The following is a 25,141-nucleotide window of genomic DNA, read 5'->3' on the forward strand; positions in this document are numbered from 1 at the left end:
TGGAATGAGACTTCGATCAGCCTTCTTTTGTGCCGCCACTGTCCTGGCGCTCGGCACCCCTTCGCTTGCCCAGGATTTCAAGCTGGAACAGGTGCCGTCGCTTGCTTCCGTTCCGGTGGAGAACCTGAAGCCCCGCACCATCGTCTTTTCCGAGCAGCGCGCGGAAAGCGCGACCGATGCGGCAAACGAACTGGTCCCGTTTGAGGAATGGACCCGCAAGCAGCCGCTGCAGCACCGTTTTCTGTCGCTGTCTCCTGAATTCAGGGAGCCTGCGGGGGTGAAGCTGTCCATGTATGTCGCGGAGGCCCGCTTCCGCATGTCGAAGCCTGCGCAGGCTTTCGATCTGTCACGCTACGCCAGCATCTCCTTCCTCGAGAAACTGGACCCGGCGATCAAGCACCGCGCCATCGCCGCCGCCGACGCAGCGCCGAACAAGGGCAAGGACAAGCCGGCCGCTTCGAATTCGTCGCCCGCGCGTGGCTGGTGCGAGGATGCCGCGGGCTGTTTCGAGTCGCGCTACAAATTCGAGGGGCGGATCCCTGCCGGCATTCTGCTCGTGAACAAGCTGCGGGACGAGACCAAGAAGCCGATCCCGGATTTCATCGAATTCCAGAGCGAGATTCGCCTGCATGCGCCTGGCGACCCGCTGCTTCCGGAACTGGCGACCTTCACCGGGATTGCTACGCCGGTTTCGGGCGCATTCGAGCAGAGCATTTTCTGGGTCAACCAGGTAATCCATTCGGGCAAGATCCTGGCCGTGATCCAGCAACATCCATCCGAACCGAAGGCATCGATCGCGACCGTCTATCTGGCGCTCGCGATCCGCAGCGACATGCTGACGAAGCAGCGTGATTTCCTGAAGGCGCCGATCCTGCGCAACCTTGTCCCGGCGCAATTGCTGCTGGGGCGAAGCTCCTTCAATAATGGCGACTCCATCAGCGCCGGGCTGCCGCAATTTGCACGCAGCCGGATCAAGGCCATCGCGGCCATGATCGAACAGGAGCGGTGACGGACGTCTGCCGCCGATGTCGGCGCGGGGGGCTACGCGGCGCGCTCAGGGCACCTGATCATCTGCGCCAAGGCCCTTGAGGGCGGCGCGCGCGACTTCCACATCCTGCGCGCCGGTCCCGGAGCCGACCCCGACTGCACCGACGCAGACGCCGTCGATGACGATCGGCAGCCCGCCCTCGAGATTGGTCAACCGTCCGCCCGCGGCGATCGCGAGCTTCACCTCGAGCGCGGGATCAAGCCGCGAGGTCGGTTGCCGGTGCGAGGCGGCGGTGATCGCCTTGCTCTTCGAGGTTTCCGCAGAGAGGAGCTTGGCGCCGTCCATGCGGATATAGGCCAGCATGTTGCCGCCATCGTCGACGATGGTGATGTTCTGCGGAACGCCGAGTTCCTCCGCCTTGGCGATCGCCGCCTGTAGTGCGATCATCGCGCCGTGATGCGTCAGCTTCAGAAACGGACGGGTTGCGGCGGTCTGTTGTTTTGTCATGGGGTGATCCATTCCTCCGCGGGTTTGCCGAGCTGTCGTGCGAGCCGCTGCATCATGCGGTCGGCTCCGGCCAGTTCATCCGTTCCGATCCATTCGTCGGCCTTGTGGGCGCGTCCGATATCGCCGGGACCGCACACCACGGTCGGGATGCCGGCCTGTGCATACAGACCCGCTTCGGTACCGAAGCTGACGGTGGTGGCGCTGTTCCAGCCATCGGCAAGCCGCTGCGCGGTCGCGACCACGGCACTTGCCACTGCGGTCGATAGCGCCGGATACGACGCCATGTTCTCGACCGAGATATCGGCTTCCGGAGCCTGCGCCCTCAGATTTTGGCGCGCCTCGGCAATCGCGGCGTCGGCTTCCGCGAGCAGCGCGTTGACGTCCGTTTCGGGCATATAGCGAATTTCGAATTCCAGTGTCGCACGGTCGGGCACGAAATTCAGCGCGGTGCCGCCATGCAGCGAGCCGACATGGATCGTCGTATAGGGCGGATCGAAGGCGGCGTCGCGTTGCCCCGCGCTCGCCGCGCGTAGCGCAAGGTCTTCCAGCGCAATGACGATCCGTGCTGCCGCGAACACCGCATTCGCGGCGCGGTGCGGCAGCGCCGAATGCCCGCCACGGCCGGTGACGATCACACGGCGCGCGACCTTGCCCTTGTGGGCATAGCCGATCCTTAATCCCGTCGGTTCGCCGACGATGCAGAGGGCCGGCTTGACGGCCGCGCTCGCGACTTCGGCAACCAGATCCGGGGCGCCAAGGCAGCCGACTTCCTCATCATAAGACAGCGCGATATGCACCGGCGTGGCGGCCGCAGCCGCCTTGAAATGCGGAACGTGCGCCAGCACCGAGGCGATGAAGCCCTTCATGTCGGTCGCGCCACGGCCGATGATGCGACTGTCGCGCGCGGTCGCGGTGAAGGGCGGGCTGGTCCAGTCCTGGCCTGCGACCGGCACCACGTCGGTATGAGCGGACAGCACGACGCCGGCGCGTTCGCTTGGTCCGATGGTTGCGAGGATCGACGCCTTTCGTCCGGTGCGATCGGGGATGCGGCGCGACGTGACGCCGTGCTGCGACAGGTAGTTCTCGATCCAGGAAACGATATCGAGATTGGATTCGCTGCTGACGCTTGCGAATTCGATCAGGCGACTCAGAATTTCAATCGTGCTTTGCTCAGGCGCCATTGTGTGCCATCACGATTGCCGGACCACAGGGTTACGCGCCATGACATATTCGATTGCCGCGCGATGCGACAAGACCGGAGCCTTCGGCATCGCCATTACGTCCTCTTCGATTTGTGTAGCGAGCCGCTGTGCGTGGGTCAGTCCGCTCGGCAGCGTGTCGACGCAGAACATCACCGATCCGGCTCTCGGACCGGCCGGTCTTGCGCTCCTGCGGCAGGGGCTCGGCGCCGGCGCGGTGTTGCGCTTGCTGCTCGACGGCACGCCGCAGCCCGAATACCGGCAGGTCGGCGTGATCGATCGTTACGGGCAGGTGGCGCTGCATTCCGGCGCCGAGGCGCTGCCGGTGGCTGCGGTCGCGGAAGGTCCGTCCTGCATGGCGCTCGGAAATTTGCTGGCTTCGCCGGATGTACCGGGGCGAATGATCGCGGCGTTCGCGGCGGCTGACGGTGAACCGCTTGCCGAACGGCTGATGCTCGCGCTCGAAGCCGGCCTCGACGCCGGCGGCGAGACCGGTGACGAGCATGCCGCCGGGCTGCACGTTGCCGACACCCTCGACTGGCCGGTCGTCGATCTGCGGGTCGACTGGCATGACGATCCGATCGGGGAATTGCGCCGGATCTGGACCCTCTATGCGCCGCAGCGGGCGGCGTATGAATCGCGGGCCCGCGCGCCCGGCACAGCGCCGGCTTTCTGAAGCCGTCACGTCACGCCCCGGGCCGTGGAAACGCAACGGCGTCATCACCGGTGATGGCGATCGCGACCTTGGCGCCGACGCCCGATATGCCGGCCGCTTCGCGCGCGGGAAGCCGCATCATCAAACGGCCGTTGTCCGCTTCCGGTGCGTCGACATACAGATCGACATGGTCGCCCTGATAGATGCTGGCGGCCACATGGCCCGCGAATGCCGCATCGGCTTCCGAGCCGGCATGCAGATGTTCGGGCCGCACGAACAGGTCGACCTGCGCGCCGGGCTGAAGTCCGGTCAGGGGCGCCGCCGGAACGGCAATCTTCGCGCGCCCGACTGACACCAGCGCGCCGTCGCCCTGGATCTGGTCGAGTGTGGCGCGGATAAGCGATCCTTCGCCGATGAAGGAGGCAACGAAGCGGTCGGCCGGACGCCGGTAGAGCGTTTCCGGGGTATCGATCTGGCAGATGCGGCCGGCGGACATGACGGCGATGCGGTCGGACAGAGACAGCGCTTCGCTCTGGTCGTGCGTGACGAAGATCGTGGTCACGCCGAGCCGGCGCTGGATTTCCTTGACCTCGACCTGCATCGAGGCGCGCAAATTCTTGTCGAGCGCGGAGAAAGGCTCGTCCAGCAGCAGCACCTTCGGCTCGATCACCAGCGCGCGCGCCAGCGCCACGCGCTGCTGCTGGCCGCCCGACAATTCGCGGGGCTTGCGGCCTTCGTATCCGCTGAGCTTCATCATCGCCAGGATGTCGGCGACGCGCTGCTTGATGTCGTCCTTGCCGACGCCGCGCGCCTTCAGGCCATAGGCCACGTTGTTGGCGACGGTCATATGCGGAAACAGCGCGTAATTCTGGAACACGATGCCGGTCTGGCGGGCGAAGGCGGGGACATCGGTCACCAGCGCGCCATCGATGAAGATTTCGCCTTCGTTGGGCGCCAGAAATCCGGCCACCAGATTCAGCAGCGTAGTCTTGCCGCAGCCGGACGGGCCGAGCAGCGTCATGAACTCGCCGCGGCCGATCTTCAGCCAGGCCTTGTCGAGCGCGACACTTGGGCCGAAACGCTTCGATACGCCGTCGAGACGGACCGCGGCTTCTGCCACCGCCGAAGTCGCCGCGGGATCAGCGGGCCTGGTCAACATTCAGAACCTTTCCGAGACCGAGAAACGCGTTGGCAAATGCGAGCAGGGTCGCAGTCACCACGATAAAGATAACCGACAACGCCGCCATCGTCGGGTCCGCGTATTCGCGGACATAATTATACATCGCGACCGGCAGCGTCTGCGTGCGCTGTCCGGTGACGAAAAGGGAGGCCGTGAATTCGTTGAAGGACAGGATCGCTGCGAACAACCAGCCGCTGACCAGGCCAGGTGTCAGGAGCGGCAGCGTCACCGTCAAGAGCACCCGCCATGGCCGTGCGCCGAGGCTCGCCGCCGCAAGCTCGAGACGGTGATCGAGATTGCGGAGTGAGATATAGACGCTGCGCAGGACAAACGGGAGCACGAGAATGACGTGACAAACGATCACGACGCTGAAGGTCCGCATCACGCCGACCTGGGCGGCCAGAATGAGGATGCCCAACCCGACCGTGAAATGCGGCACCACCAACGGAGCCAGCAACAGGCCCTCGATCACGTTCTTGCCGCGGAAATTGTAGCGGTCGATCACGAACGCGAATGCCGAACCGACGATCAGCGCAATCATGGATGCCGCCAGCATCACGATCAGACCGTTCTGGAAGCCGATGCGAAAGTCGCGATAATTGATGGCGTTGTAGAACCAGCGCAGCGACAATTGCTGCGGCGGGAACGACAGCAGCGCCTTGTCGTTGAACGAGGCGACGGTGACCACGAAGGCCGGCAGGATGATGAAGCCGAGGACGGCGACCACCAGCGCCTTGCCGGCGAAGCCGAGCATCCGGTGCGACAGAGGCTTCGCCATCAGTGCAGTCCGACCTTCTCGAGCGGCCGGAGCGTGATTCGCATCGCCGCAATCGAGACATAGGTGAGCGCCAGCCCGGCAACGCACAAAGCCGCCGCGAATGGAAAATTGAAGTTCGAAAAGCCGAGCTGATAGACGAGGTTCGACACCATGTTGACCTTGCCGCCGCCGACAAGCTGCGGGGTGGCGAAGGCGCTGAACGTCCAGGCGAAGGCCGTGGTCAGGCCGGCAACGATGCCTGGCCCGGACAGCGGCAGCGTCACGGTGAGAAACACGCGCACCGGTCCGGCGCCGAGGCTCTCGGCCGCCTTCTCGTAGGCGGGGTCGATATGGGCGATGGCGGCCGCCAGCATCACGACCACGACGGGCAGCGTCACATGCACGAGCGCGATGGTGACGCCGGTCACCGTGAACAGGAGCTGGATTGGCTGCGCGACGATGCCAAGCTGCAGCAATACAGAGTTGATGAAGCCGTTATTGCCGAGCACCACGATCCAGGAATAGGTCCGCACCACCTCGCCGAGGAACAACGGTGTGACGGTCGTGATAAGAATAAAGGACTTGATCGACAGGCTGCTTGATCGGACCAGTGCATAGGCGAGGGGGTAGCCGAAGATCAGGCTCAGGACCGCCGTCAGCAGGCACAGCCACACGGTGTCGATAAACACCCAGGCATAGAGCGGACGCAGCATCCCGGTGAAATTCGCCAGCGTGAATCCGCCGACATCCAGCGAGCCGGGAATGTGCGCGCGGACGCTGTATTGGAGAATGGCAAACATCGAAACGGCAAAGATCGCCGCCGTGATCACGGCGGGTGCCGTGAACAGCTTCAGGAAAGGCCGGCTCTGAGCCGCCCCCGTTGCCGGTTCTGCCTGATTCAAGAACGTGTCGCCCGACTGAACAGGAAAAAGCCGGGCCCGCGTTAAGTGCGAGCCCGGCCGCTGTCACTAGTTGATGATGTTCTCGGTGAACCACTTGCGCCACTCGCCGGTCTTTTCGGCGCGGAGCTTGTGGTCGATGACGAGCGCTTCCTTGTTCCACTGGTCCGGCGTGGTGAACACGCCGGGCAGCTTGGCGACGTCGTCGCCGAGCTTGGCGTCGGTGACCACCGGGCTGCCCTTTTTCATGGTGGCGACCTCAGCCTGAACCGCCGGATCGAGCATGATGTTGATGAATTTGTAAGCGAGGTCCTGGTTCTTCGATCCCTTCATGATGCCGATGGTGTCGATACCGAGCACCGCGCCTTCCTTCGGGATCGCCAGCTTCACCGGCACGCCCTGGCTTGCGATGTGGTAGGCGTTCATCGACAGCATGACCTGGACCGGCGCTTCGCCGTTCTGCATCAGTTGCTGCGAGGCGGCATCGTTGGCGTAATAGGCCTTGAAGTTCGGCTTCAGCGCCTTGAGCTTGTCGCTCCCCTTCTCCCAGCTTGCCGCATCGCCGCCCTGAAGCTTGGCCGAGACAACGACGAGATGGCTGGCGTCGAAATCGGGCGCCGAAATCTTGCCCTTCAGCGCCGGATTCCAGAGGTCGTTCCAGGACTCGAAGGTCATGCCGGCCGGCACCATGTCGGGGCGATAGCCGATGGTGTAGACATAGGCCCAAGTGCCGAGATGATAGGGGCTGATCTTGGCCTGCTCCACCAGCGACTTCGCGTTCGGAATCTTGCTCATGTCCAACTGCTCGTAGAGGCCGTCATTGGCGTAGAGCCAGCCGACATGCGAGGTGGTGAAAGTGAGGTCGCTTTCGGGGCTGCCTTTGGCGAGCTTCGCCTTGTTCAGGCGGTCGATCGTGCCTCCGGTGACGAATTCAACGTCCGCACCGGTCTGCTCCTTGAATTTCTTGGCGACCGTCTTTTCGACCAGGTCCTTCCAGCTTCCGCCCCAGACCGAGATGACCAGCTTTTCGGCGGCATTTACCGGCATCGCCCAGAGCGCGACGGCAAATGCCGTTGATGCGAGAAGAATTCGTTTCATGCTTAGACTCCCTCTGTTGATCAACCCGAGAGCAAGCAAGTTGCGCGCCATCGGGAGACGCAAAACGAGGACGGCAGTCGCCTGCCATCCCTTGCCCGTCCTAGTTTCCTCACCCGTGTCGCCCGACCTTGATCTTACGACACGGACCTTTTCGTTTCGAGTTCCGCCGTCGTCGCGCCCGACACGCGCGCAGCGGTTTTTGTCGCGGATCAGGTCCGATCTGCGGGAATTTCAGCGATGATATCGATTTCCATCAGGTATTCTGGCTTCGCAAGCCCGTTGACGATGATGCCGGTCGAGACCGGAAACACGCCCTTCAGCCATTTACCGACGACAGTATACACCGCCTCGCGGTAGGCGCGGTCGGTAATGTAGATCGTGATCTTGACCACGTCCTCGAGTTTTGCGCCGGCCTCTTCGAGCAGGATCTTCGCGCATGACATCGCGTTTTCGGTCTGCGCCGCGGCGTCGCCGATGCCAACGATCTTGCCTTCGAGATTCATCGCGGTCTGGCCGCGCAGATAGACCGTATTGCCGGCGCGCACGGCCATGCAGACGTCGTTGTCGAGCTTCTGTTCCGGATAGGCGTCGCGCGTGTTGAACTTGCGGATACGGGTATGGGACACGGCGCGATGTACTCCTACAGGGACGGCTGAATGCTGGTATGTGAGATCATTTCTTGCCGCCGGTCACACGGTCCGACAGGTCGGCCGCCCGCTTCACGAAGTCGAGCGGACCATTGAAGTCGAAGGAATTGTAGACCGCCGCGAGGTGATTGAAGTGCGGCGCCTGCGCGAACTGGATGAAGGTCAGACGGTGGCCGGCATAATCGGAGTTGAGCAGGTCGCGGGCGAAGGCGAGCAGTTTGCGCCGATCCTCGGCGTGCCAGTTGTCGTTCAGTGAATAGAACTTCTCGAGCCAACTGCCCGAGCCCTGCGCCTTGAACGCGGCCTCGTTCGGCGTGACGCAGATCTGACCGCCGCACAATTCGCGAGCAATATGCATCATCTGCGGCAGGTTCGAACAGGCAAAGACGCGGCCGGCGTAAAGCATCGGCTGGTTCGGCATCAAAAGGTCGCCCGGGCTTTTCTGGGCCGCGGCGATCGCAGCTGTGAGATGCGCGTTGATGCCTTCGCGATAGCAGACGAGGTCGGCGAGCTTCTCGCGCACCGCCTGCATCTTGTCGAGGCCGGTCTGCTTGGCGTTCCACATCGCCGCGCCGATCATCATGTCGGCGACGTAGAGGATGCGCAGCACATAGGGAAACGCCGAATAGCGGTGCAGCGTGCCGCGGATATATTGCGCGGCCTTGGTATGGCGATAGAAGAACACGTCCTCCCAGGGGATCAGGACGTCGTCCAGCACCATCAGGAAGTCGACCTCGTCGAACTTGTTGGCGAGCGGATAATCGGCGGCGCTGGCGCGGCCGGCAAAGCCCGAGCGTGCGATATGCTTAACGCCCTTGGCGCCCATCTTCACGATGCCGCCAACCGCGTAATCGGACAATTGCTCGCTGGTCCACGCCCCGACGGTCGGCTTCAGGAAGGCCTGATCCGCATAGCCTGACGCGGTCTCGTATTTCGCGCCACGCACGATGATGCCGGCATCGGTTTCCCTGACCACATGCACCATCATGTCGGGGTCCTGATCCTGCGGCGCTTTCGAACGGTCGCCCTTGGGATCGGTGTTGGCGGACACATGGAACGGGTCGTTCTCGATCACGCCCTGGATGTGGTTGGCGATATTGTCGCCGAAGCGCGGATCGATCTCGTTGAGCACATCGCGACCATCATACAGCGACCACATTTCGCCGACGGTCTCGTCGCCGACCCGGGTCACCACGCCGCCGATGTCGTTCATGACCGCGTCGCATGCGGCCCATTTGTCGTTCCAGTCCTTCTGCTCGCGCGGCAGCCGGTTGAAGATGGAATGCCGGTTGTTGTCCTCGACATAGGTCAGCGCCGGCGCGTATGCGTCTTCGTGCTGCATGTCGTAGATGCGGGCGCGGATGTCGACGATCGGCTTCAGCGCGGCGTGTTTGGTCGGGTCCTTGACCCGTTCGCCGTCGATCCAGATTTCGCGACCGTCCCGCAGCCCCTCACGGTATTGCTCGCCTGTCCGGATCATCGCCCTGTCTCCGCGTCTTGATCTGGCGAAAAGATTGCGCGCCGCACCTAAATCGATAAAATAGTTTATTCTGTCGATCTTGATCGGGTTTTCCGATGTAGCTGGGCGTCCGATGAACTTGTCCCTGCGGCAATTGCGTTACGTGGTGGCGGCGGCCGATTTGGGCCATGTCACCGCCGCGGCCAAGCGCCTCAATGTGTCGCAGCCGTCGGTTTCCAGCGCCATTGCCGAGCTGGAGGCGGAAATCGGGGTCCCGCTGTTCATCCGGCATCATGCCCGGGGTGTGACTCTGACCCCGGTTGGCGAACGGGTCGTGAATGAGGCCCGGCTCCTGCTCAAACACGCGCAGGATTTCGCCCAGAACGCGGTCGAGCACGGCGACGCCCTGAAAGGGGAGATCACCGTCGGTTGCTTCCTCACGCTTGCGATCCGCTTCATGCCCGGCCTGCTCGCGGGTTTTGCGCAGAAATATCCCGGCATTACAGTGACGCTGCGCGAAGGCGACCAGGAAGAGATGATTTCGGCCATGCTGGCGGGCCGGATCGAACTGGCGCTCGCCTACAGTCTGGCGGTGCCGGACGAGATCGAAGCGGCGCCGCTGATCGACCTGCCTCCGTTTGCGATCGTGGCCGCCAATCACCGGCTGGCACGGCGGAAGTCGGTCAACCTCCGCGAGCTTGCTGACGAGCCCTTCATCCTGCTCGATCTGCCGCATTCACGCGACTATTTCTTCGGACTGTTCCGGTCGGCCGGGATCGAGCCGCGCGTCGTCTTCAAGTCGCGCTCGCAGGAATTGATCCGCGGCCTGGTCGCGCATGGCCACGGCTTCGCGATCCAGAATGCGATCCCCGCCACCACCGTCGCCTATGACGGCAACCGCATCGCGGTGCTGGCGTTGGAGGAAACGCTGCTGCCCACGCGCATCATGACACTGCGGCTGAAGCATTATGCCCCGCGTCCCGCGGTGCAGGCGTTCCAGACCTATGTGCACGAAGCCTTTTTGCCGGACGGCATCTTCGCGCCTGGATCAATAACCCCGCCGGGGGTCGACCTGGTGAAGCGGCGGAAGCCCTGAGCGCACGCGGCGGATGGATTCTGCGACCTCGCGGGCCGCGGCTTCCGGCACGGTGATGCTGGCGAGATGCGGCGTGATCAGCACATTGTCCATGCGCCAGAAGACGTGATCCTTCGGCAGTGGCTCGACGGTGAAAACATCGAGTGTCGCTTCGGCAACGGCGCCTGACTGCAGCGCCGCGATCAGTGCCGGTTCGTCGACCACGGCCCCGCGCGAGGCGTTGATCAGCTTGGCGCCGGGTGGCAGCAGGGCGAGCCGCCGCGCATCGATCAGCCCGCGGGTCTCCGGCGTCAGCGGCAGCAGGATCACCAGGATTTCGACGCTGCGCAGGAAATCGTCGAGCGTGTCGATCCCGGCGCTGCAGGCGACGCCGTCGATCTCTTTCCGGCTGCGGCTCCAGCCGCGCACGTCGAAACCGGTTCGCGCCAGCGCCTGCGCCGCAGGGCCGCCGAGTTCGCCCAAGCCCAGCACGCCGACGCGGATGTCCGACAATGCGCGCGGATGCACGTATTTCCATTCGCCGCGACGCTGCGCGCGCTCGAAAATGTGGATATCGCGCGCATAGCGGATCACCGAGAACAGCACATAGGAGGACATCAGCGACACCATGCCGGTGTCGGACAGGCGCGAGATCGGCACGTCCGGCAGGTCGTCGCGGCCGATGAGCGAATCCACGCCGGCGCCGAGATTGGTGACCAATTTCAGATTCGGGAAACGCGCGAAGAATCCGGCCGGCGGTTTCCAGGCGAGGGCATAAAGCACGCGCGCCGGATCGACGGCGTCCGGATCGGTGTGGAAATCGAGATCGGGGAGTTCGGCCGTCAGCGTGGCCTTCCAGGCGGCGGGATCGTCGAACTCGCTGTAGAAGATCAGCGCATCCTTGCTCATGCGGTGCGCGCCTTGTCGATCAGCTTGAGCAGCGCCGTGATCGCCAGTTCATAGCCGAGCGGGCCGAGGCCGGCCACGATTCCGGTCGCCGCCTTCGAGATGTAGGAATGGTGCCGGAACGGCTCGCGCTTGTAGATATTGCTCATATGCACTTCGATGATCGGCTTCTCGTAGGCGAGCAGCGCATCGAGAATGGCGATCGAGGTGTAGGTCAGTCCAGCGCCGTTGATGATCAGCCCGTCGGTATCCTGGCGCGCGGCCTGGATCCAGTCGATCAACTCGCCCTCGTGATTGGACTGGCGGAAGTCGAGCGATGCGCCGAGGCCTTGCGCATGGGCGCGGCAGCGGGCCTCGATCTGCGGAAAGCTTTCGGTGCCGTACGTACCCTTGGCGTCCAATCCGTAAAGATTGGCGTTGGGACCGTTGAGAAAAAGAATGCGCGGCTGTGCCATGCCCTGTCATCCCGCCAATCGTGATCAGTTTTGGTGGGGTACACCAAGAGCACGGGACGCGGCAACGATCAAAAGTCGGCGATGCGGTTCTGTCCGCCGCGGCGAGGCTGCCGCGGGCGCATGCTAGTTCATCAGCAGCCAGACGCCTGCCAGTGAGATCGAAGGCACGTAGGTGATCAAGGCCAGAGCGATCAGATACAGAACGACAAAGGGAAGAATGCCGCGATAGATCGATTTCAGATCGACCCCGAGCACCGACTGGGCGACGAAGATGTTGATGCCAAAGGGCGGCGTAAACAACCCGATGGCCAGATTGACCGTCATGATGATCCCGAAATGAACGGTGTCGATCCCGAGCGCCTTCACCACCGGAATGAGGAGCGGCGTCAGCAGCAGGATCGCGGACAGCGGGTCGAGGACGCAGCCAACCAGCAGCAGCAGCAAATTGACCAACAGCAGGAACGTCAATGGTCCGACGCCAAGCGACTGCAACCAGCTGACCAGGGTCGCCGGGACCTGGTTGACCGTCAGCAGCCATGAAAACACACCGGCGCAGGCGACGACGATCAGGATCTGCGCGGTAAAGCGCGTCGTCGATGCGGCCGCGTCGATGATATCGCCCCAGGACAACTCACGGAACACAAAGCGGGTCACGAAGATGGCGTAGATGCAGGCGACCGCGGCGGCCTCGGTCGGCGAGAACACGCCGCCATAGATGCCGCCGAGGATGATGAAAGGTGCACCCAGGGCCCACAATCCGCGAGCGGTCGCGCGTAGGAAGTGCCTGACATTGAACGGCGCACCGGTCCCGAACTGCCCGCTCCGTGCGCGCCACATCACGTAGCCCGCCAGCATCAGGGCGATCAGGATGCCGGGGATGATGCCGGCGGCGTAGAGCCGGGGTACGGATTCCTGCGCCGCCGCACCGTAGACGATCATCGGGATGCTGGGCGGGATGATGATATCGATCGCGCCGACGGCGGTGATGAGGCCGACCGCGAAGGGCTTCGGGTAGCCTTCCTTGACCATCGGCGGATACAGCACCTTGCCGATGGTCGCGACGGCGGCGGCGCTCACGCCCGAGATCGCGCCGAAAATCGTCGCTGTCCCGACGGTGGTGATGCCGAGGCTGCCGCGCAGCGGACCGACGCCGCTCTGCACGAAATCGACCAGCCGCTGTGCGACGCTGCCGCGTCCCATCAGTTCGCCGGCATAGATGAAATAGGGGACCGACAGGAGCGCATAGGCGCTGACCGAGCCGAACAGGTTCTGATGCAGGACAGCCAGCGGGATATTCATGAAAAAGACGAGCGCGACCGTCACCGCGGTGAGCAGCACCAGAAAGATCGGGAAACCCAGCAGCAACAGAATGGCGGGCAGGACGCCGAGTGCAAAACTCATGGCCTGGCGCGCTCCGCACTCTCATTACCGGGAGGGCCGGCGGCGATGCGCTGTATGCCGCGCAGCACGACGATCAGCGCCATGGCGCCGAAGCCTGTTGCGATGGCGCTGTGCGGGATCCAGGTGGGAATGTGCGCGATGTCGCTGACGGCGCCGAGCGCATAGATCCGCTCGACATATTTGAAGGATTGCCAGGCGACGAAACTGAAAACGACCAGCATCAACAGCAATTCGAGAATACCGACCAGCCACCTCACCATCGGCGGGCAGGCATCGATGAGAACGTCCATGCGCAGATGGGTGTTGCGCCATGTGACGAATGCCGCACCGAGAAACGTGATCCAGATCAGGATATAGATCTCGACCTCGGCGGCGCCGTTCAGGGCATAGCCGCCGAGATAGCGGCCGATGACGTTGATGAAGTTGAGGGACAGCCCGAGCAGAAGCCCAATGGCAAGGACGCGCTCGAGAAAAGTCACGAGCGCGTCCACGCGTTTATCGATCGCGGCGAGCAACGCCCGCGCGTCCTACTTGGTCTTGTCGGCGGCCGCAGCCAAGGCGTCGAAATCGGCCTTGATCGCGGCATTGGCGCTGAGCAGGCCGGGCAGAACCGACTTCACCTGCTCCAGATAGGCCTTGCTCTCGGCGTCGGGCAGCACGATCAGCTCGCCGCCATTCTTGGTCCAGACTCCGGCGGTGCGGCCGACGTCCTCAACGGCGAATTTCTCGACCTTCTGCTGCGCCTTGAACGCCTCTTCCCGCACCATCGCCTGCAGTTCCGGTCCAAGCGACTTGAGGAAGTTGCTGTTCGCCATCACCGGAGCGATCAGGAACGAGCCGGGCAGGCCGGTCAGCCCCTTGGCGACGTCGTAATATTTGAACGCCGTGAAAATCGTGGCGCTGGCGATCAGTCCGTCGATGGTGCGGTTCTGCATCGCAGACAGGACTTCACCGAGCGGCATGGAGACCGGGTTGGCGCCGAGTTTCTTGAACGGTTCGATCTGCAACGGTGCCGCACCCGGCACACGGATCTTCTGGCCCTTGAAGTCGGCGGCGGCACGGATCGGCTTGTGCGAGAGCAGGAACATCGGGCCGTGTGCCAGGATGGCGATCGGTTCGATGCCCTTGCTGTTGCCGAGCGTCGAGAGCTGCTTGCGCACCGCCGGATCGGCGAACACGCGCTGTGCATGCGCCTGGTCGTTGAACAGGCCGGGGGCGTCGAAAACCTGGAAGCGCGGCTCGAGACCGATGAAGAATCCGGAGGCCGGGACGACCGCCTCGATGGTGCCCATCGCGGTGCCTTCGACCGTTGCCGGAATCGGGCCGAGCTGGTTGGCGGGATAGAACTCGACCTTGATCTTGCCGCCCGAGCGCGCCTCGATGCCGGCCTTGAACTCCTTCGCCCATTCCTGGCTGAGATCGTTTACCGTCGGCGATGAAATCTTCATCGTGTGGGTCTGCGCCTGCGCTGCCGTTGCCGACAGAAGCGCGGCAGCGCCGATCGCGACGCTACGGAATAGTTTCATTGTCCCTCCTTGGAATTGGGCTTTCCCGCCCTTGGTTTTTGAATGGTTCGAACAGGATCGAACGACGTTAATACTGCCCCTGCGGCGGCAGCCCGAATGCGTGCTGACCGTACATCGCGCCAACCGCATCCCAGTTGAGGCTTATATGCGAACTCGCGGCGTGAATGTCACGCCAGAAGCGCTGTACCGGATGGTGGATACCGAGTGCGGAGCCGCCCATCGCCATGAACACCGCGTCGACCGCCTGCACGCACAGCTTGGTCGCATAGGTGTGGGTCAGCCGGTTGCGCAGTCGCATGTCGAGATCGACGGCTTTGCCGGCATGTACGGTCTCGCTGGTCTCGCGCAGATCGCGATGGATCATCAACTGCGCGGCGTCGATGGAGGCGGTCGCTTCGGCAACGCGAAGCTGGACGGTGGCGAATTCCGACATGCGGTTATTGCCGCCGGCAACCGCGCCGCGTGTGGTGCGATTGCCGACCTGCTCGATGAAAGCCTTCAGCGCGCCGCGCGCCATGCCGAGCGCAGGCGAGACAAGGCATTGCGGCACAACCGCAAGCATCGGCTGCCGGTAGATCGGATTGGCATTGACGGCGATGCCGGGTCCGGTGCCGGTGAGCATCTCGGCGAATGTCACCACGCGATGCGCCGGGATGAATGCGTCGGAGATCACGATGGTCTTGCTGCCGGTGCCGGCGAGGCCCATCGGGTTCCAGTCGTCATGGATGGTGTAATCGGCCTTGGGCACCAGGAAGAAGCCCGGCTTCGGCCCGTCCGCGAGCGGCACGATGCCGCCGACGATGCCCCATGTTGCGTTGTCGACGCCGCTGGCGAAGCTCCAGCGTCCGCTCAGGCGGTAGCCGCCGCTCTCGGGAATGGCTTTGCCGGTCGGTGCGTATGAGACGGCGGCAACGGTATCGAGGCTGTCGCGCCAGAAATCGTGCTGCGCCTCGTCGGGATAGCAGCCAATCATCCAGGGATGGACGGCGCCGAGGCTGTAGACCCAGCCGGTCGATCCGTCGCCGCTCGCGACCTTCGACACCGCCTCGACGAACACGTCGTAACCATATTCGAAGCCGCCGAAGCGCTTCGGCTGCATGATGCGAAACAGCTCCTGCTCGCGCATCATGTCGACGAGATCGGCGGACACCTGGCGTGCCTTTTCGAACTCGATCGCACGTTCGCGTGCAATCGCGCCGATTTTTTCGGCGCGCTTCATCAATTCGGGGACGCTGGGGGTGATCGTTGGCTGGACTTTTGCGGCGAGGGCCACGTGTATCCTCCCTGAATTTCTTTCCTTCGACATTAGTGCGGCCCCGCGCCGACGGCAAGCAAAAACTTGCATTTGCAAGTATTTCGCCGTTTGCGTCGCTGCGTCGCAACGTGGGAAAAGAGCTTGAATCCAAAGGCTTTCGCGCCTATCGAGGGCGCCCGAACTGCCGGCGCGCCAAGATGTCACGCAAGCTCGATCTGCAGGATTTCCTGCCTTACCTTCTGAACCGCGCCGGACTGCGTGTGGGTCTGATGTTTTCGCGCGACATCGAGGCGTTCGACGTCACGCTGCCGATGTGGCGCGTGCTGATCGAGCTTTGGCATAATGGCGACCTTCGGCTGGGCGATCTGTCGGAACGGACCAGCATCGACATTTCGACGCTGTCGCGACTCCTGGTCGCGATGCAGCGCAAGAATTTGATCGTCCGCCGGCGATCGGGTCTCGATGGACGCGCGCTCAGCCTGACGCTGACGCCGCGAGGGCTGGCCTTGACCGAGAAGGTCGCGCCCCATGCCGTGCGCTACGAGGGCGTCGCGATGAAGGGGATGACGACGCGCGAGGTCGCAACGCTCAAGGACCTGCTGAAGCGCGTCTATTTGAATCTTGAGAAGGCCGATCGCGCCGCAAGCAAACGGCCGGCCGCAATAAAGCGGCCGGCCAAGGCGCTCGCCGCGCCGAAGAAGAAGCGCGTCGGCCGAGGCGTCAAAGCTTCAGCTTGAACAGATTGACGCAGTTGGTGCGGCCGATCTTGATGCGATCGCTCTCGCTGATGGAGGCGGCGTCGAACCAGATCGCGGCGTGATCGATGTTCTCGAACGGCCAGTCGGTCGAGAACAGGATGTGGTCGGCGCCGATCTCGAGGATCGCGTCGATCAGGGTCTGGGTGCGGAAATTGCCCGAGGTGGTCAGCCAGAAATTGGCCTGGAAATACTCGGCCAGCTTCTTCTTGGCCGGATAGCTGGGCGGCGCCTTGGTCCAGCCATTGCGATTGTCGACCCGCCACATGCTGTAGGGCAGACCTTCGCCCATATGACCGAGAACGATCTTCAGGTTCGGATGCGTATCGAACAGCCCCGAGGCCATCAGCCGCAAGGCGTGAACCGCAGTTTCCTGCCCGAACGCCCATGTCGGGCCCATCAGCCACGGATGTCCGGCATAGATGCGCGAGTCCTGCGGCAGCGGGTTGCGCGGATGCAGATAGAACGGCACGTCGAGCTTCTCGTGCTCCGCCCAGAACGGCCAGTATTGCTTGAGGTCGTAATAGATCGGAACATTCGGGTCGCCCGCCTGCGAGAAGCCGTTGACCAGCGAGCCGACGAAGCCGAGATCCTTCACGCAGCGCTGCAATTCGCGCGCCGCAAGGTCGGGATCCTGCATCGGCAGCGCCGCCAGCGCCTGGAAGCGGTCCGGGCGCTTGGCGACCTGTTCGGCCAGGAAATCGTTGGCCTTGATCGCCAGTTCGTTGGCCCGCTTCACATCGGCAATCGCCTGGATCGCCGGCGCATTGAGCGAGAGCAGCATCATTTCGATGCCGTGCTCGTCCATCTGTTGAAGGCGCTTGCCGTGGATGTCGAGCAGCCGGGCGCTCAGTTCGGTCCACACGGCGTCCGGCAGGAAGCCGTTCGAATCCTCCAGCGTGTCCTGAATGGCGAAATGCTCTTCAAGCGCGATCTTGCCTTTCATCCCTGTGTCCTCCCGGTCGTTGCGTTCAATCCTTGGGGGATGTCCTATGGTAATTTATTTTCAGTTGCAAATAATATGTTCCGGCCGGCTCTCAGTCCGTTACCACTGGAAGAAGGATGTGGGACGGGTGTTCGGCGCTGTGATGGATGGTGTCGCGGCCGACCTTGTCCGGCGTGTAGTCGTGCTGGAATACGAATTCCGTGAGTTGCGAATCGCCGTTGGCGATTTCGAGCCGGATGCGGCTGCCCTTCTTGAACCGGTAGGCGGTCGGCATCACGGCAATCTCGAACAAATAGACTTTGCCAGGCTCGATCTGCTCCGGCGCAACATGGCTGTACCACGGTGCGTTCGGCAATGACTTCTCCGTATCGATCGCGCGATGCGAAGCACGCAGCCAACCCTTGGTCACGACCCGCGACCGGGGCTGCGCGCCGTCGGCAGCGGGTCCGTCATGCGGATATTGCTCGGACAGCTTGACGATGAAGTCGGTGTCGCGGTTGCTGGATGACGCATACAGGTTGAGCTGGATCGGGCCCGCGATCTCGATGTCGCTTTCGAGCGGCCCGGTGGTGAAGGTCAGCACATGTCGCACCGGGTCGGGTCGTCCGGTCTTGTCGAACCCGACCACGCCGGCCCGCCATTGCGGATTGGGATAGTCGTAGCTGGTAGAGCCGTTGCCCGTATCCGGGCCAAGGCTGCCGTCGTTCAGCGACAGCACCGAAGCTGTTGGGCCGGCGCCGAGATAATACGCGCGGTAGGATATATTCTGCGGCGGCCATGTCTGCGCGGAGCGGAATTCTTCCGCTCCCGGAACGAAATAGCGGACATCTGGCTGGTCGGAATAGGACGTCTTCTCGCCCTTCAGGTAGCAGTCGTAAAATGGGCGCAGATAGGTCTCGTGAAACGCCACGCTCGAAAAATCGGCGACCGCTGCGAACAACGACGACGAGCCGAAGACCAGCAGCTTCTTGGGTGACTGCGTGCGCTGGAATCCGACGACATTGCCGTTCAAATGCAAATCGACCTTGGTCCAGACGCCGATGGAGAACACCGGCACCTTGATCTTGTCGAGATTCTCCGCCGCGGCGCGCTGTTTCCAGAAGTCGTCGTAGGTGTTGTGCTGCTTGACGGCGCCGACATAGTCCCACGCGATGAAACGCGAGGGTCCGCTTGCCGGATACTGATTGATGTTGCGGGTGGTCGAGTTGTACCAGGTCGACGGGAACGCGCCGGGGATGCCGCCGGTATAGGCCGATGAACGATAAGTATCGACGTTGCCGTCATAGGGCGCGATGCAGGCCAGTCCCGGCGGATTCTGGATGCCCATGAACCATTGCATGCGTGCGTAATAGGATTGGCCGATTCCGCCGACCTTGCCATTCGACCAGGCCTGCTGCGTGATCCAGACGATGACATCGTAGAGGTCGCGCTGCTCGGCTTCGCACATGTAGCGGTATTCGCCGCCGGAGCGGCCGGTGCCGCGCACATCCAGATGCACGAAGGCGTAGCCATGCGACAGGTAATAGTCGATGGGGCCGGTCTCCCGCCACAGGAAGATAGGCATGGCGGGCGCGACATTGTTGTCGAACCGGTACGGCGAGGCGGCAAACAGCGTCGGAAAATGCCCTTTGCCGTCCGGAAGATAGACCGCGGCTGCAAGCTCGACGCCATCCTTCGCGGTGATGGTGGCGATAAAGCTCGGCTGAAGCGTATTCATATAAGTTGTCTACTCCACACTCGCATAACGTCGCCGTCACTGCGGCTGGCGGCCGGATGCCTTGACGACCTTCTCGGCGATCATGCGGTCCTGATTGAGGAAAGCAGTGAGTTCGGTCGGCGTCATCAGAGCGGGCGCCAGTCCTCTGGACGTCAGCTGCTTCTGGATGAACTCCTGGTCCTTGTAGACTTCGGAAATCGCGCTGTTGAACGTTGCGATCGCGTCGGGTGGAGTCTTGGCCGGCGCGACCAGGACGAAGTAGGATCGCGTCAATTCGATATCGCTGTAGATTTCCTGCACGGTCGGTACGTCCGGAATGATGGTGGAGCGCTTGATGCCGTCGCTGGCCAGCACCGTCGCCTTTCCGGACTCGATGAAGGGCAGCACATTGCCGAGTCCGAGGAAGACCACCGGCACGCTACCCGAGAGGAAGTTTGCCATCGCGTCGCCGCCGCCCTTGAAAGGTACGCCGATGATGTCGGCGCCCGTCTTCTTCTTGTATTCTTCCAGGAACATGGCATGGGCGAGTGACGGCGCGGTGTAGCTGAGAGTGCCGGGCTTTTCCTTCGACAGCTTGGCGAGTTGGTCGAAATTTTTCACGCCGAGGTCGGCGTTCACCGCAACCACTTGCGTGATGGAGAACAGGCCGGTGATCGGCGCCAGATCGGTGGCTGCATTGTAGCCGGGATTCTTGAACAGAAACTGGTTGTAGGTCAGCGGCTCTCCCGGCAGCAGGCAAATGGTGTAGCCGTCCGGTGTTGCCTCCGCGCAGTTTCTCGTCGCGATGTTGAACGCGCCGCCGGGCCGGTTCTCCATGATGAACGGCTGCTTGATGATCGCGGTCACGCGCTCAGCGAGCGCGCGCATGAAGATGTCGCTGACACCGCCGGGCGCGACTGCGACGATCACCCGGATGGGACGCGTGGGATAGTCGGAGGCGATCGCAGGCGCTTTGATCCCTAAGGCAGAAAACAGAGCGGCGAGCGCGATCGTGCACAGCTTCGGCGCGAGCTTGAGCATCGGTTCCTCCGGATCTTGTTTTTGGTATCGGGTGCCGTCCGTTGACGGCTGTGGGGCGGACGGCGTTTTTCACGTCGTCCGCCCGGTCTTCATTCGGCAGGTGATCAGTCTTTCGCGTACGGATAGATCATCGTGCCGTTCTTGTACTTCTCCGGCCACAGAACCGGCTGCTTCGAGCCGTCGCGGAACTGCGCGACGTCATTCGGCAGCACATTCTGGAATTGCGAGAACACGGTCCGCGGCTCCGCCCATTCGCCGTCCTTGCCGAATTTCAGCGGTCCGGCCACGGTGTCGAAGGTGTTGGCGTGGATGTATTTCGCGATCTTGTCGTGATCGAGACTTTTCGTCTCGGTCACCGCCTTGGCGAGGATCTGCCCCGCGGCGTAACCGAACGGCACGAAGCCGTAGCCGAACGGGTCGATCTTCTGCCCGGCCGCCTTTTCGCGATACTTGGCGAGCACTTCCTCCAGCCCCGGGAATTTGAAGGCCGGGGTGAAGCTTTCCATGATCACCAGGTTGTTGGTGAGCGGCCCGAGTTGCACCTTGAGCGGGGTTGCGAGCAAGCCGATCATGGTGCCGCCGAACATCTTCGGCTTCAGGCCGATTTCGTTCGCGGACCGGATGATGCCGACGGTGTCTGGCGGATAGGCCGCGACGAACACGATGTCGGGATTGGCCGCCTGCACCGCGCGCATGATCGGAGCGAAATCCGTATTGGTCGGCGGATAGCTCCGGTCATACACAATCTTGAAGCCGAGCTTCTTGGCGTTTTCCTTGGCGCCGTCCGCCGCGGTGCGGGCGAATTCCGCGTCGGCCGCCACCATGGCAACGGTCACAGGTTTCGGATTTTGAGCGGCGGCGAGTTCGAAGAAGCCTCTGGAAAACGAAGCCACGCCCTCCGACGAGACCGGCACCATCGAGAAATAGCGGTCGTAGTTGAAGTGCCGGTTCACACCGATTGCCAGCATGGTGATGGTGGTCTTGCCGGCCTGCATGATCACCGGCATGGCGGGAGCGGCCATGTTCGTGGAGTATGGTCCGAGCAGCAGGTCGACTTTGTCGACCGAGAGCAGCTTCTGGTAGATGCCGGGCACATTCGCCGGGCTGCTCTGGTCGTCGTAGTGGATGAGTTCGACCGGACGGCCGAGCAGACCGCCCGCGGCATTCACGTCATCGCGCCAGATTTCCAGCGCCCGCAGCAATTGCTGACCGTTCGGCGCCACCGCGCCGGTCAGCGACATGCTGAAGCCCACCTTGATCGGATCGCCTGCCGGTGCCTGCGCCGAGGCGGCGGAGACGGAAAGGACGACGATCGCAAGTAACGCGGCGACACGCCCCCATAGCGTCCGCAATGTCACGTTCATAAAAACCTCCCTGTTTGCGTATCGATAAAGTTCGGTCCGGCTTCTGCGTCCGGTTCTGTGCAGTGTGCTTATTCCATCATTTCGTCCGGCGGCATCGGACCCCAGAGATTCGCGGCCTCGGGCGTCTTCGGCCACGTCTTCGGACGCTGCGGATGATCGCGGTGCCAGGGGCGCGGCTCGAAATAGCCGAGCGACTCATCCTTCATCTGGTCGAGTTCTGCGAACAACTCGGTGATAAGGCCGTTCGGGCTGCGATGGTAGGAGAACAGGTTGTGGCCGATGCCGTGACGGCCGGGGCCCCACAGCGTCTTGTAGCCATGCCGGCTGATGTAATCGAGTGCAGTCTGCATGTGAGCCCAGTCGCGCAGCTCGAACGCGGTGTGGAAGTGCTTGTTCTTTCCGGTCTCCACCAGGTTGATGGTGTGGTGATCCGGCCCACAGCGCAGGAACGAGAAGAAGTCGCCCATCCAGTCGGAGACGCGGAAGCCGAGCACGTCGCAATAGAAGCGCGTCGCCTTCTGCGCGTCGGTGACATGAAAGGCGATGTGGCCGAGCTTGTGCGGGACGACACCGCCCTTGCTGGTGAACGGCTGCTTCTGCGGCTCCGGCTGCCGGAACACTTCCATCACCGTGCCCTTGATGTCCTCGAACGACACCATGTCGGAGACGGTCGGCTGGGCGTCCTTCTTGCGTTCGGTGCGGATGCCATGCGCCGCGGTCTGCTTCTCGAAGCCGTCCAGGTCATCATCCGGTCCGAGCTGGAAGCCGATGCTGGTGCAACGCGGATGCGAGCCCTTGCGCAGAACGACCGAATGGTGGTCGATCGTGTTCGCGAGATAGACCGCGTCGCTGTCGCGCCCGGTCACCGAGAGGCCGAGAACCTCGGTGTAATATTCGAGTTGATGCTCGAGGTCGGGAACCTCGTAGACTGCATGAGAGATTTTGCGCACGCCGATCATGGAGATCGCTCCTTCAGTTTTTTCGGGTGGTTTCGAAGTGTTCGAGAATGGCTGCGACATCGCGGTCGCCGATATTCGGCACCGCACGCGCGTAGATATCGATCAGGCTGTCCAGAAGGTCGGTCGCGACACCGGCTTCCGCGGCCATGTCCTTTGCGGTGTCGAGATAGTGAGCGAGCCCGGCCGCATTTCCCATCTGCGGCATGAATTTCCGCTCCGCCATTAGAGGCGCGCGGATCGAGAAGGCCGACGAGCCGCCGCTGCCGGTGGCCACCGCCTTGATCAGCAGATCCTTGTCGACGCCGGTCTTCAGTCCCAGCGCCATCGCCTGCGCGGTGCCGGCAATGTGGAGCGCGACCAGGAAATTATTGACGAGTTTGACCTTGGTTGCGGCGCCGAAATCGCCGAGATGCAGGCACAGGTCGGCAAAATCCGCGATGACCGGTTCGAGTTTCTTCACCGCATCGGCCGGTCCGCCGAGATAGATCACCGCCTTGCGCGCCTGCACCATGCCGGGCGTGCCGCTGACCTCGCCATCGAGGAAGACCGCGCCTTTCTCGGCAAGTGGCTTGACGTATTGCTGCTTCACCGGAACCGGGTGAGAGCCGAACTCGACGATGATCTGTCCGGGACGCGCGGTCTTTTGCAGGCCGTCCGGTCCGTTGATGACCTCTTCCAGCGCCGCATCGTTCGGCAGACAGGTGAAGACGATATCGGCCTGTGCGCCGACATCGGCCGGCGACTTTGCCGCCACGCCGCCGAGCGCCTCGAAATCGGCGAGCGACGACCGGCGATAACCGATCACCTTGTGACCCGCCTTGATCAGATGCTCGCAGATAGGCAGTCCGATTTTCCCGACGCCGATGAATCCAATCGTCTGCATGCGCGTGCTCCCCTGTCCCGATTCCGTTTCTTGTCGTCCAGCGCTCTGTCGGCGGCTGTGATGCTGTCAGGAAATCTTTGCGGTCTGGTCGGAGAAATTGACCGTGACGCTGAGCGAGCCTTCCATCACCGTCCATGGCACGATCCGGAAGGTGCGGATGCCATGAACGACGAACGGGTCCTTCAGCGCGATCTTCTGGACTTCCTCTTCGTCGGCCGCGCGCACGATCGTCATGCCGTCGGCCTTTGACGGATCGCCCAGCGGACCGGACGCGAACAGCTTTCCCTCGCGTTCGAGCGCGATCATGTATTCAAGGTGCTCGGCGAGATAAGGCGTCACGTCGAGGCCCTTGCCTTGTGAAAAGATGACGAAAAGCTTGAGCTTCAGCATGCCTTTCGTCAGTTCCGCGATCTTCATCTGGGCGGCGGACGGCATCACGCACTCCTACAAGGACACAAACTTTTACGCGTTGTCGGCGACCATCCTGTTGGTCAGGGTGCCGAGCTCGGCAATTTCGATCTTCACCTCGTCGCCGACTTTCAGGAATTCGCCCTTGGGCAGGCCGACGCCGGCGGGCGTTCCGGTCGCGATGACGTCGCCCGGCTGCAGCGTGATGTGCCGGCTGAGATAGGCGATCTGTTCGGCGGTGTTGTGCACCATCTTGGATGTGTTGGAATCCTGCTTGAGGACGCCGTTCACCCAGAGCTTGATGTCGAGATTGTTCGGGTCGGACACATAGGCGGCCGGCGTGAGCCAGGGCCCCATCGGCGCCGCGTCCTCGAAGCACTTCTGTCCGATCCAGTCATAGACGAAGATCGAGCCTTCGCGCTTCATCAGATCGCGCGCGGAGAGATCGTTGACAATGACGTATCCCGCGACCGCACTCAGCGCATCCTGTTCGGAAATGTTACGGGTCGGCCGCGCGATCACCGCGGCGATTTCGGCCTCCCAGTCGACCTGCTTGGAGAAGCTCGGAAGACGCGCCGGTGCGCCGTCGCCGATAATCGAGCCGGCCGCGGTCTTCAGAAAGAACCACGGCTCGGCCGGCTTGGTGATGTGGACGTCACGGCCGGTGGTCTTCTTGGCGATTGCGGCCATCTCGTTGAGATGGTCCCAGTAATTTGCGCCCGCGCAATAGAACGTGCCGGGATAGAGGATCGGCGCCAGCAATTTGACCGAGGACAGCGGGACGCCCTTGTCGGCAAAGGACTTGTCCTCGCATGCCTTGGCGAGGCGTGGGTGAACCTGATCCCACGACCGGAGGATATCCATCACCGATGAGAAGGTGTCGCCGAGAACGCTTGCTGCCGGAACGACGCGATCTGCGGCCAGGATCCCCGCGACAGGCGATCCGTCTTTGCCGGCGTAGCTGATCAGCCGGTATCCGGTCTGCATTCACGTCCTCCCGAGCGCATTTATTGTGTTGTCGTTGTACTGTACTGTACGTTACAGTCAAAATCAGGGATAGTGCAACAGAAAACTTTTGGCGC

General features: G+C 62.7%; 26 protein-coding genes and 1 pseudogene. 4 read left to right on the forward strand and 23 right to left on the reverse strand.

The features are described 5' to 3' along the window. Positions 1-4 precede the first annotated feature (4 nt). Positions 5-1,009 carry a hypothetical protein gene (locus tag AC5I5I_RS18640; protein WP_495975425.1) on the forward strand — a complete coding sequence of 335 codons (1,005 nt, stop codon included), beginning with the start codon at positions 5-7 and terminating at the stop codon, positions 1,007-1,009. Positions 1,010-1,054: 45 nt separating this feature from the next. Here AC5I5I_RS18640 and AC5I5I_RS18645 read toward each other — a convergent pair whose 3' ends face one another. Together AC5I5I_RS18645 and argE are read right to left on the reverse strand one after the other, a co-directional pair. Then, on the reverse strand, positions 1,055-1,495 hold the full coding sequence (locus tag AC5I5I_RS18645) for a GlcG/HbpS family heme-binding protein (protein WP_495975426.1): 441 nt from the start codon (positions 1,493-1,495) through the stop codon (positions 1,055-1,057). Then, positions 1,492-2,676: an acetylornithine deacetylase gene (argE, locus tag AC5I5I_RS18650; protein WP_495975427.1), complete on the reverse strand. Its 1,185-nt coding sequence runs from the start codon at positions 2,674-2,676 to the stop codon at positions 1,492-1,494. Before argE ends, AC5I5I_RS18645 begins: the two co-directional genes overlap by 4 nt. Before the next feature lie 40 nt (positions 2,677-2,716). On the opposite strand from argE, the gene AC5I5I_RS18655 reads away from it, so the two are divergent. Beyond that, complete coding sequence (locus AC5I5I_RS18655; protein ID WP_495975428.1) at positions 2,717-3,370, forward strand: DUF1028 domain-containing protein; 654 nt, start codon at positions 2,717-2,719, stop codon at positions 3,368-3,370. 10 nt (positions 3,371-3,380) lie between these two features. Here the strand turns inward: AC5I5I_RS18655 and AC5I5I_RS18660 are convergent, their stop codons facing one another. The 6 genes from AC5I5I_RS18660 to AC5I5I_RS18685 all read right to left on the reverse strand — a co-directional run bounded on the left by AC5I5I_RS18660 (position 3,381) and on the right by AC5I5I_RS18685 (position 9,410). Beyond that, a complete protein-coding gene (locus AC5I5I_RS18660; protein WP_495975429.1) occupies positions 3,381-4,505 on the reverse strand; it encodes an ABC transporter ATP-binding protein in 1,125 nt (374 codons plus the stop codon). Continuing rightward, on the reverse strand, positions 4,489-5,307 hold the full coding sequence (locus AC5I5I_RS18665) for an ABC transporter permease (protein ID WP_495975430.1): 819 nt from the start codon (positions 5,305-5,307) through the stop codon (positions 4,489-4,491). The genes AC5I5I_RS18660 and AC5I5I_RS18665 overlap by 17 nt, the downstream gene beginning before the upstream one ends. Continuing rightward, entirely contained in the window at positions 5,307-6,188 is an 882-nt protein-coding gene (locus tag AC5I5I_RS18670; RefSeq protein ID WP_495975431.1) for an ABC transporter permease, read from the reverse strand. Before AC5I5I_RS18670 ends, AC5I5I_RS18665 begins: the two co-directional genes overlap by 1 nt. A 66-nt stretch (positions 6,189-6,254) precedes the next feature. Beyond that, positions 6,255-7,283, reverse strand: a complete 1,029-nt coding sequence (locus tag AC5I5I_RS18675) for an ABC transporter substrate-binding protein (protein ID WP_495975432.1) — start codon at positions 7,281-7,283, stop codon at positions 6,255-6,257. 209 nt (positions 7,284-7,492) lie between these two features. Continuing rightward, positions 7,493-7,909, reverse strand: a complete 417-nt coding sequence (locus AC5I5I_RS18680) for a RidA family protein (RefSeq protein ID WP_495975433.1) — start codon at positions 7,907-7,909, stop codon at positions 7,493-7,495. A 46-nt stretch (positions 7,910-7,955) separates the two neighbouring features. Then, positions 7,956-9,410 (reverse strand): 4-hydroxyphenylacetate 3-hydroxylase family protein, encoded by a 1,455-nt coding sequence (locus AC5I5I_RS18685; protein WP_495975434.1) that lies wholly within the window; start codon positions 9,408-9,410, stop codon positions 7,956-7,958. Positions 9,411-9,522: 112 nt separating this feature from the next. Between AC5I5I_RS18685 and AC5I5I_RS18690 the strand changes: the two genes are divergently transcribed. After that, entirely contained in the window at positions 9,523-10,485 is a 963-nt protein-coding gene (locus AC5I5I_RS18690) for a LysR family transcriptional regulator (RefSeq protein ID WP_495975435.1), read from the forward strand. Here the strand turns inward: AC5I5I_RS18690 and AC5I5I_RS18695 are convergent. From AC5I5I_RS18695 to AC5I5I_RS18720, 6 genes are all read right to left on the reverse strand, one after another. Beyond that, positions 10,438-11,373, reverse strand: coding sequence for a 2-hydroxyacid dehydrogenase (locus AC5I5I_RS18695; RefSeq protein ID WP_495975436.1), 936 nt, complete (start codon positions 11,371-11,373; stop codon positions 10,438-10,440). The genes AC5I5I_RS18690 and AC5I5I_RS18695 overlap by 48 nt on opposite strands. Next, positions 11,370-11,825 carry a type II 3-dehydroquinate dehydratase gene (locus tag AC5I5I_RS18700; RefSeq protein WP_495975438.1) on the reverse strand — a complete coding sequence of 152 codons (456 nt, stop codon included), beginning with the start codon at positions 11,823-11,825 and terminating at the stop codon, positions 11,370-11,372. The genes AC5I5I_RS18695 and AC5I5I_RS18700 overlap by 4 nt, the downstream gene beginning before the upstream one ends. A gap of 123 nt (positions 11,826-11,948) precedes the next feature. After that, complete coding sequence (locus AC5I5I_RS18705) at positions 11,949-13,226, reverse strand: TRAP transporter large permease (RefSeq protein WP_495975440.1); 1,278 nt, start codon at positions 13,224-13,226, stop codon at positions 11,949-11,951. Continuing rightward, complete coding sequence (locus AC5I5I_RS18710) at positions 13,223-13,705, reverse strand: TRAP transporter small permease (RefSeq protein WP_495975442.1); 483 nt, start codon at positions 13,703-13,705, stop codon at positions 13,223-13,225. Before AC5I5I_RS18710 ends, AC5I5I_RS18705 begins: the two co-directional genes overlap by 4 nt. A 48-nt stretch (positions 13,706-13,753) precedes the next feature. Then, entirely contained in the window at positions 13,754-14,752 is a 999-nt protein-coding gene (locus tag AC5I5I_RS18715; protein WP_495975444.1) for a TRAP transporter substrate-binding protein, read from the reverse strand. A 67-nt stretch (positions 14,753-14,819) separates the two neighbouring features. After that, positions 14,820-16,025 carry a flavin-dependent monooxygenase gene (locus AC5I5I_RS18720; RefSeq protein ID WP_495975446.1) on the reverse strand — a complete coding sequence of 402 codons (1,206 nt, stop codon included), beginning with the start codon at positions 16,023-16,025 and terminating at the stop codon, positions 14,820-14,822. Positions 16,026-16,204: 179 nt separating this feature from the next. On the opposite strand from AC5I5I_RS18720, the gene AC5I5I_RS18725 reads away from it, so the two are divergent. Then, complete coding sequence (locus AC5I5I_RS18725; protein WP_495975447.1) at positions 16,205-16,744, forward strand: MarR family winged helix-turn-helix transcriptional regulator; 540 nt, start codon at positions 16,205-16,207, stop codon at positions 16,742-16,744. Here AC5I5I_RS18725 and AC5I5I_RS18730 read toward each other — a convergent pair. The 9 genes and pseudogenes from AC5I5I_RS18730 to AC5I5I_RS18770 all read right to left on the reverse strand — a co-directional run bounded on the left by AC5I5I_RS18730 (position 16,728) and on the right by AC5I5I_RS18770 (position 25,046). After that, entirely contained in the window at positions 16,728-17,708 is a 981-nt protein-coding gene (locus tag AC5I5I_RS18730; RefSeq protein WP_495975448.1) for an amidohydrolase family protein, read from the reverse strand. The two genes, AC5I5I_RS18725 and AC5I5I_RS18730, sit on opposite strands and share 17 nt — an antisense overlap. 91 nt (positions 17,709-17,799) lie before the next feature. Then, positions 17,800-19,425, reverse strand: a complete 1,626-nt coding sequence (locus tag AC5I5I_RS18735) for a CocE/NonD family hydrolase (protein WP_495975450.1) — start codon at positions 19,423-19,425, stop codon at positions 17,800-17,802. A gap of 36 nt (positions 19,426-19,461) precedes the next feature. Further along, positions 19,462-20,445 carry a Bug family tripartite tricarboxylate transporter substrate binding protein gene (locus tag AC5I5I_RS18740; protein WP_495975452.1) on the reverse strand — a complete coding sequence of 328 codons (984 nt, stop codon included), beginning with the start codon at positions 20,443-20,445 and terminating at the stop codon, positions 19,462-19,464. 104 nt (positions 20,446-20,549) lie between these two features. Beyond that, entirely contained in the window at positions 20,550-21,809 is a 1,260-nt protein-coding gene (locus AC5I5I_RS18745) for an amino acid ABC transporter substrate-binding protein (protein ID WP_495975454.1), read from the reverse strand. A 68-nt stretch (positions 21,810-21,877) separates the two neighbouring features. Further along, positions 21,878-22,768, reverse strand: coding sequence for a VOC family protein (locus AC5I5I_RS18750; protein WP_495975456.1), 891 nt, complete (start codon positions 22,766-22,768; stop codon positions 21,878-21,880). 13 nt (positions 22,769-22,781) lie between these two features. Beyond that, a complete protein-coding gene (locus tag AC5I5I_RS18755; protein ID WP_495975810.1) occupies positions 22,782-23,207 on the reverse strand; it encodes an NAD-binding protein in 426 nt (141 codons plus the stop codon). Beyond that, positions 23,184-23,690: pseudogene (locus tag AC5I5I_RS18760) on the reverse strand (NAD(P)-dependent oxidoreductase); the annotation flags it as partial. The pseudogene AC5I5I_RS18760 and the gene AC5I5I_RS18755, both read right to left, overlap by 24 nt. Positions 23,691-23,717: 27 nt before the next feature. Beyond that, entirely contained in the window at positions 23,718-24,086 is a 369-nt protein-coding gene (locus AC5I5I_RS18765; RefSeq protein WP_495975458.1) for a YciI family protein, read from the reverse strand. Between the two features lie 27 nt (positions 24,087-24,113). After that, positions 24,114-25,046 carry a fumarylacetoacetate hydrolase family protein gene (locus AC5I5I_RS18770; protein ID WP_495975460.1) on the reverse strand — a complete coding sequence of 311 codons (933 nt, stop codon included), beginning with the start codon at positions 25,044-25,046 and terminating at the stop codon, positions 24,114-24,116. Between the last annotated feature and the right edge of the window lie 95 nt (positions 25,047-25,141).

This window comes from Pseudorhodoplanes sp. (genome assembly GCF_059499825.1).

Coding starts and splice junctions, on each gene's coding strand:
- AC5I5I_RS18640 (WP_495975425.1), top strand. CDS start 5: ATGAGACTTCGATCAGCCTTCTTTTGTGCCGCCACTGTCCTGGCGCTC.
- AC5I5I_RS18645 (WP_495975426.1), bottom strand. CDS start 1,495: ATGACAAAACAACAGACCGCCGCAACCCGTCCGTTTCTGAAGCTGACG.
- argE (WP_495975427.1), bottom strand. CDS start 2,676: ATGGCGCCTGAGCAAAGCACGATTGAAATTCTGAGTCGCCTGATCGAA.
- AC5I5I_RS18655 (WP_495975428.1), top strand. CDS start 2,717: ATGACATATTCGATTGCCGCGCGATGCGACAAGACCGGAGCCTTCGGC.
- AC5I5I_RS18665 (WP_495975430.1), bottom strand. CDS start 5,307: ATGGCGAAGCCTCTGTCGCACCGGATGCTCGGCTTCGCCGGCAAGGCG.
- AC5I5I_RS18675 (WP_495975432.1), bottom strand. CDS start 7,283: ATGAAACGAATTCTTCTCGCATCAACGGCATTTGCCGTCGCGCTCTGG.
- AC5I5I_RS18685 (WP_495975434.1), bottom strand. CDS start 9,410: ATGATCCGGACAGGCGAGCAATACCGTGAGGGGCTGCGGGACGGTCGC.
- AC5I5I_RS18690 (WP_495975435.1), top strand. CDS start 9,523: ATGAACTTGTCCCTGCGGCAATTGCGTTACGTGGTGGCGGCGGCCGAT.
- AC5I5I_RS18695 (WP_495975436.1), bottom strand. CDS start 11,373: ATGAGCAAGGATGCGCTGATCTTCTACAGCGAGTTCGACGATCCCGCC.
- AC5I5I_RS18700 (WP_495975438.1), bottom strand. CDS start 11,825: ATGGCACAGCCGCGCATTCTTTTTCTCAACGGTCCCAACGCCAATCTT.
- AC5I5I_RS18705 (WP_495975440.1), bottom strand. CDS start 13,226: ATGAGTTTTGCACTCGGCGTCCTGCCCGCCATTCTGTTGCTGCTGGGT.
- AC5I5I_RS18715 (WP_495975444.1), bottom strand. CDS start 14,752: ATGAAACTATTCCGTAGCGTCGCGATCGGCGCTGCCGCGCTTCTGTCG.
- AC5I5I_RS18725 (WP_495975447.1), top strand. CDS start 16,205: ATGTCACGCAAGCTCGATCTGCAGGATTTCCTGCCTTACCTTCTGAAC.
- AC5I5I_RS18730 (WP_495975448.1), bottom strand. CDS start 17,708: ATGAAAGGCAAGATCGCGCTTGAAGAGCATTTCGCCATTCAGGACACG.
- AC5I5I_RS18735 (WP_495975450.1), bottom strand. CDS start 19,425: ATGAATACGCTTCAGCCGAGCTTTATCGCCACCATCACCGCGAAGGAT.
- AC5I5I_RS18740 (WP_495975452.1), bottom strand. CDS start 20,445: ATGCTCAAGCTCGCGCCGAAGCTGTGCACGATCGCGCTCGCCGCTCTG.
- AC5I5I_RS18745 (WP_495975454.1), bottom strand. CDS start 21,809: ATGAACGTGACATTGCGGACGCTATGGGGGCGTGTCGCCGCGTTACTT.
- AC5I5I_RS18750 (WP_495975456.1), bottom strand. CDS start 22,768: ATGATCGGCGTGCGCAAAATCTCTCATGCAGTCTACGAGGTTCCCGAC.
- AC5I5I_RS18765 (WP_495975458.1), bottom strand. CDS start 24,086: ATGCCGTCCGCCGCCCAGATGAAGATCGCGGAACTGACGAAAGGCATG.
- AC5I5I_RS18770 (WP_495975460.1), bottom strand. CDS start 25,046: ATGCAGACCGGATACCGGCTGATCAGCTACGCCGGCAAAGACGGATCG.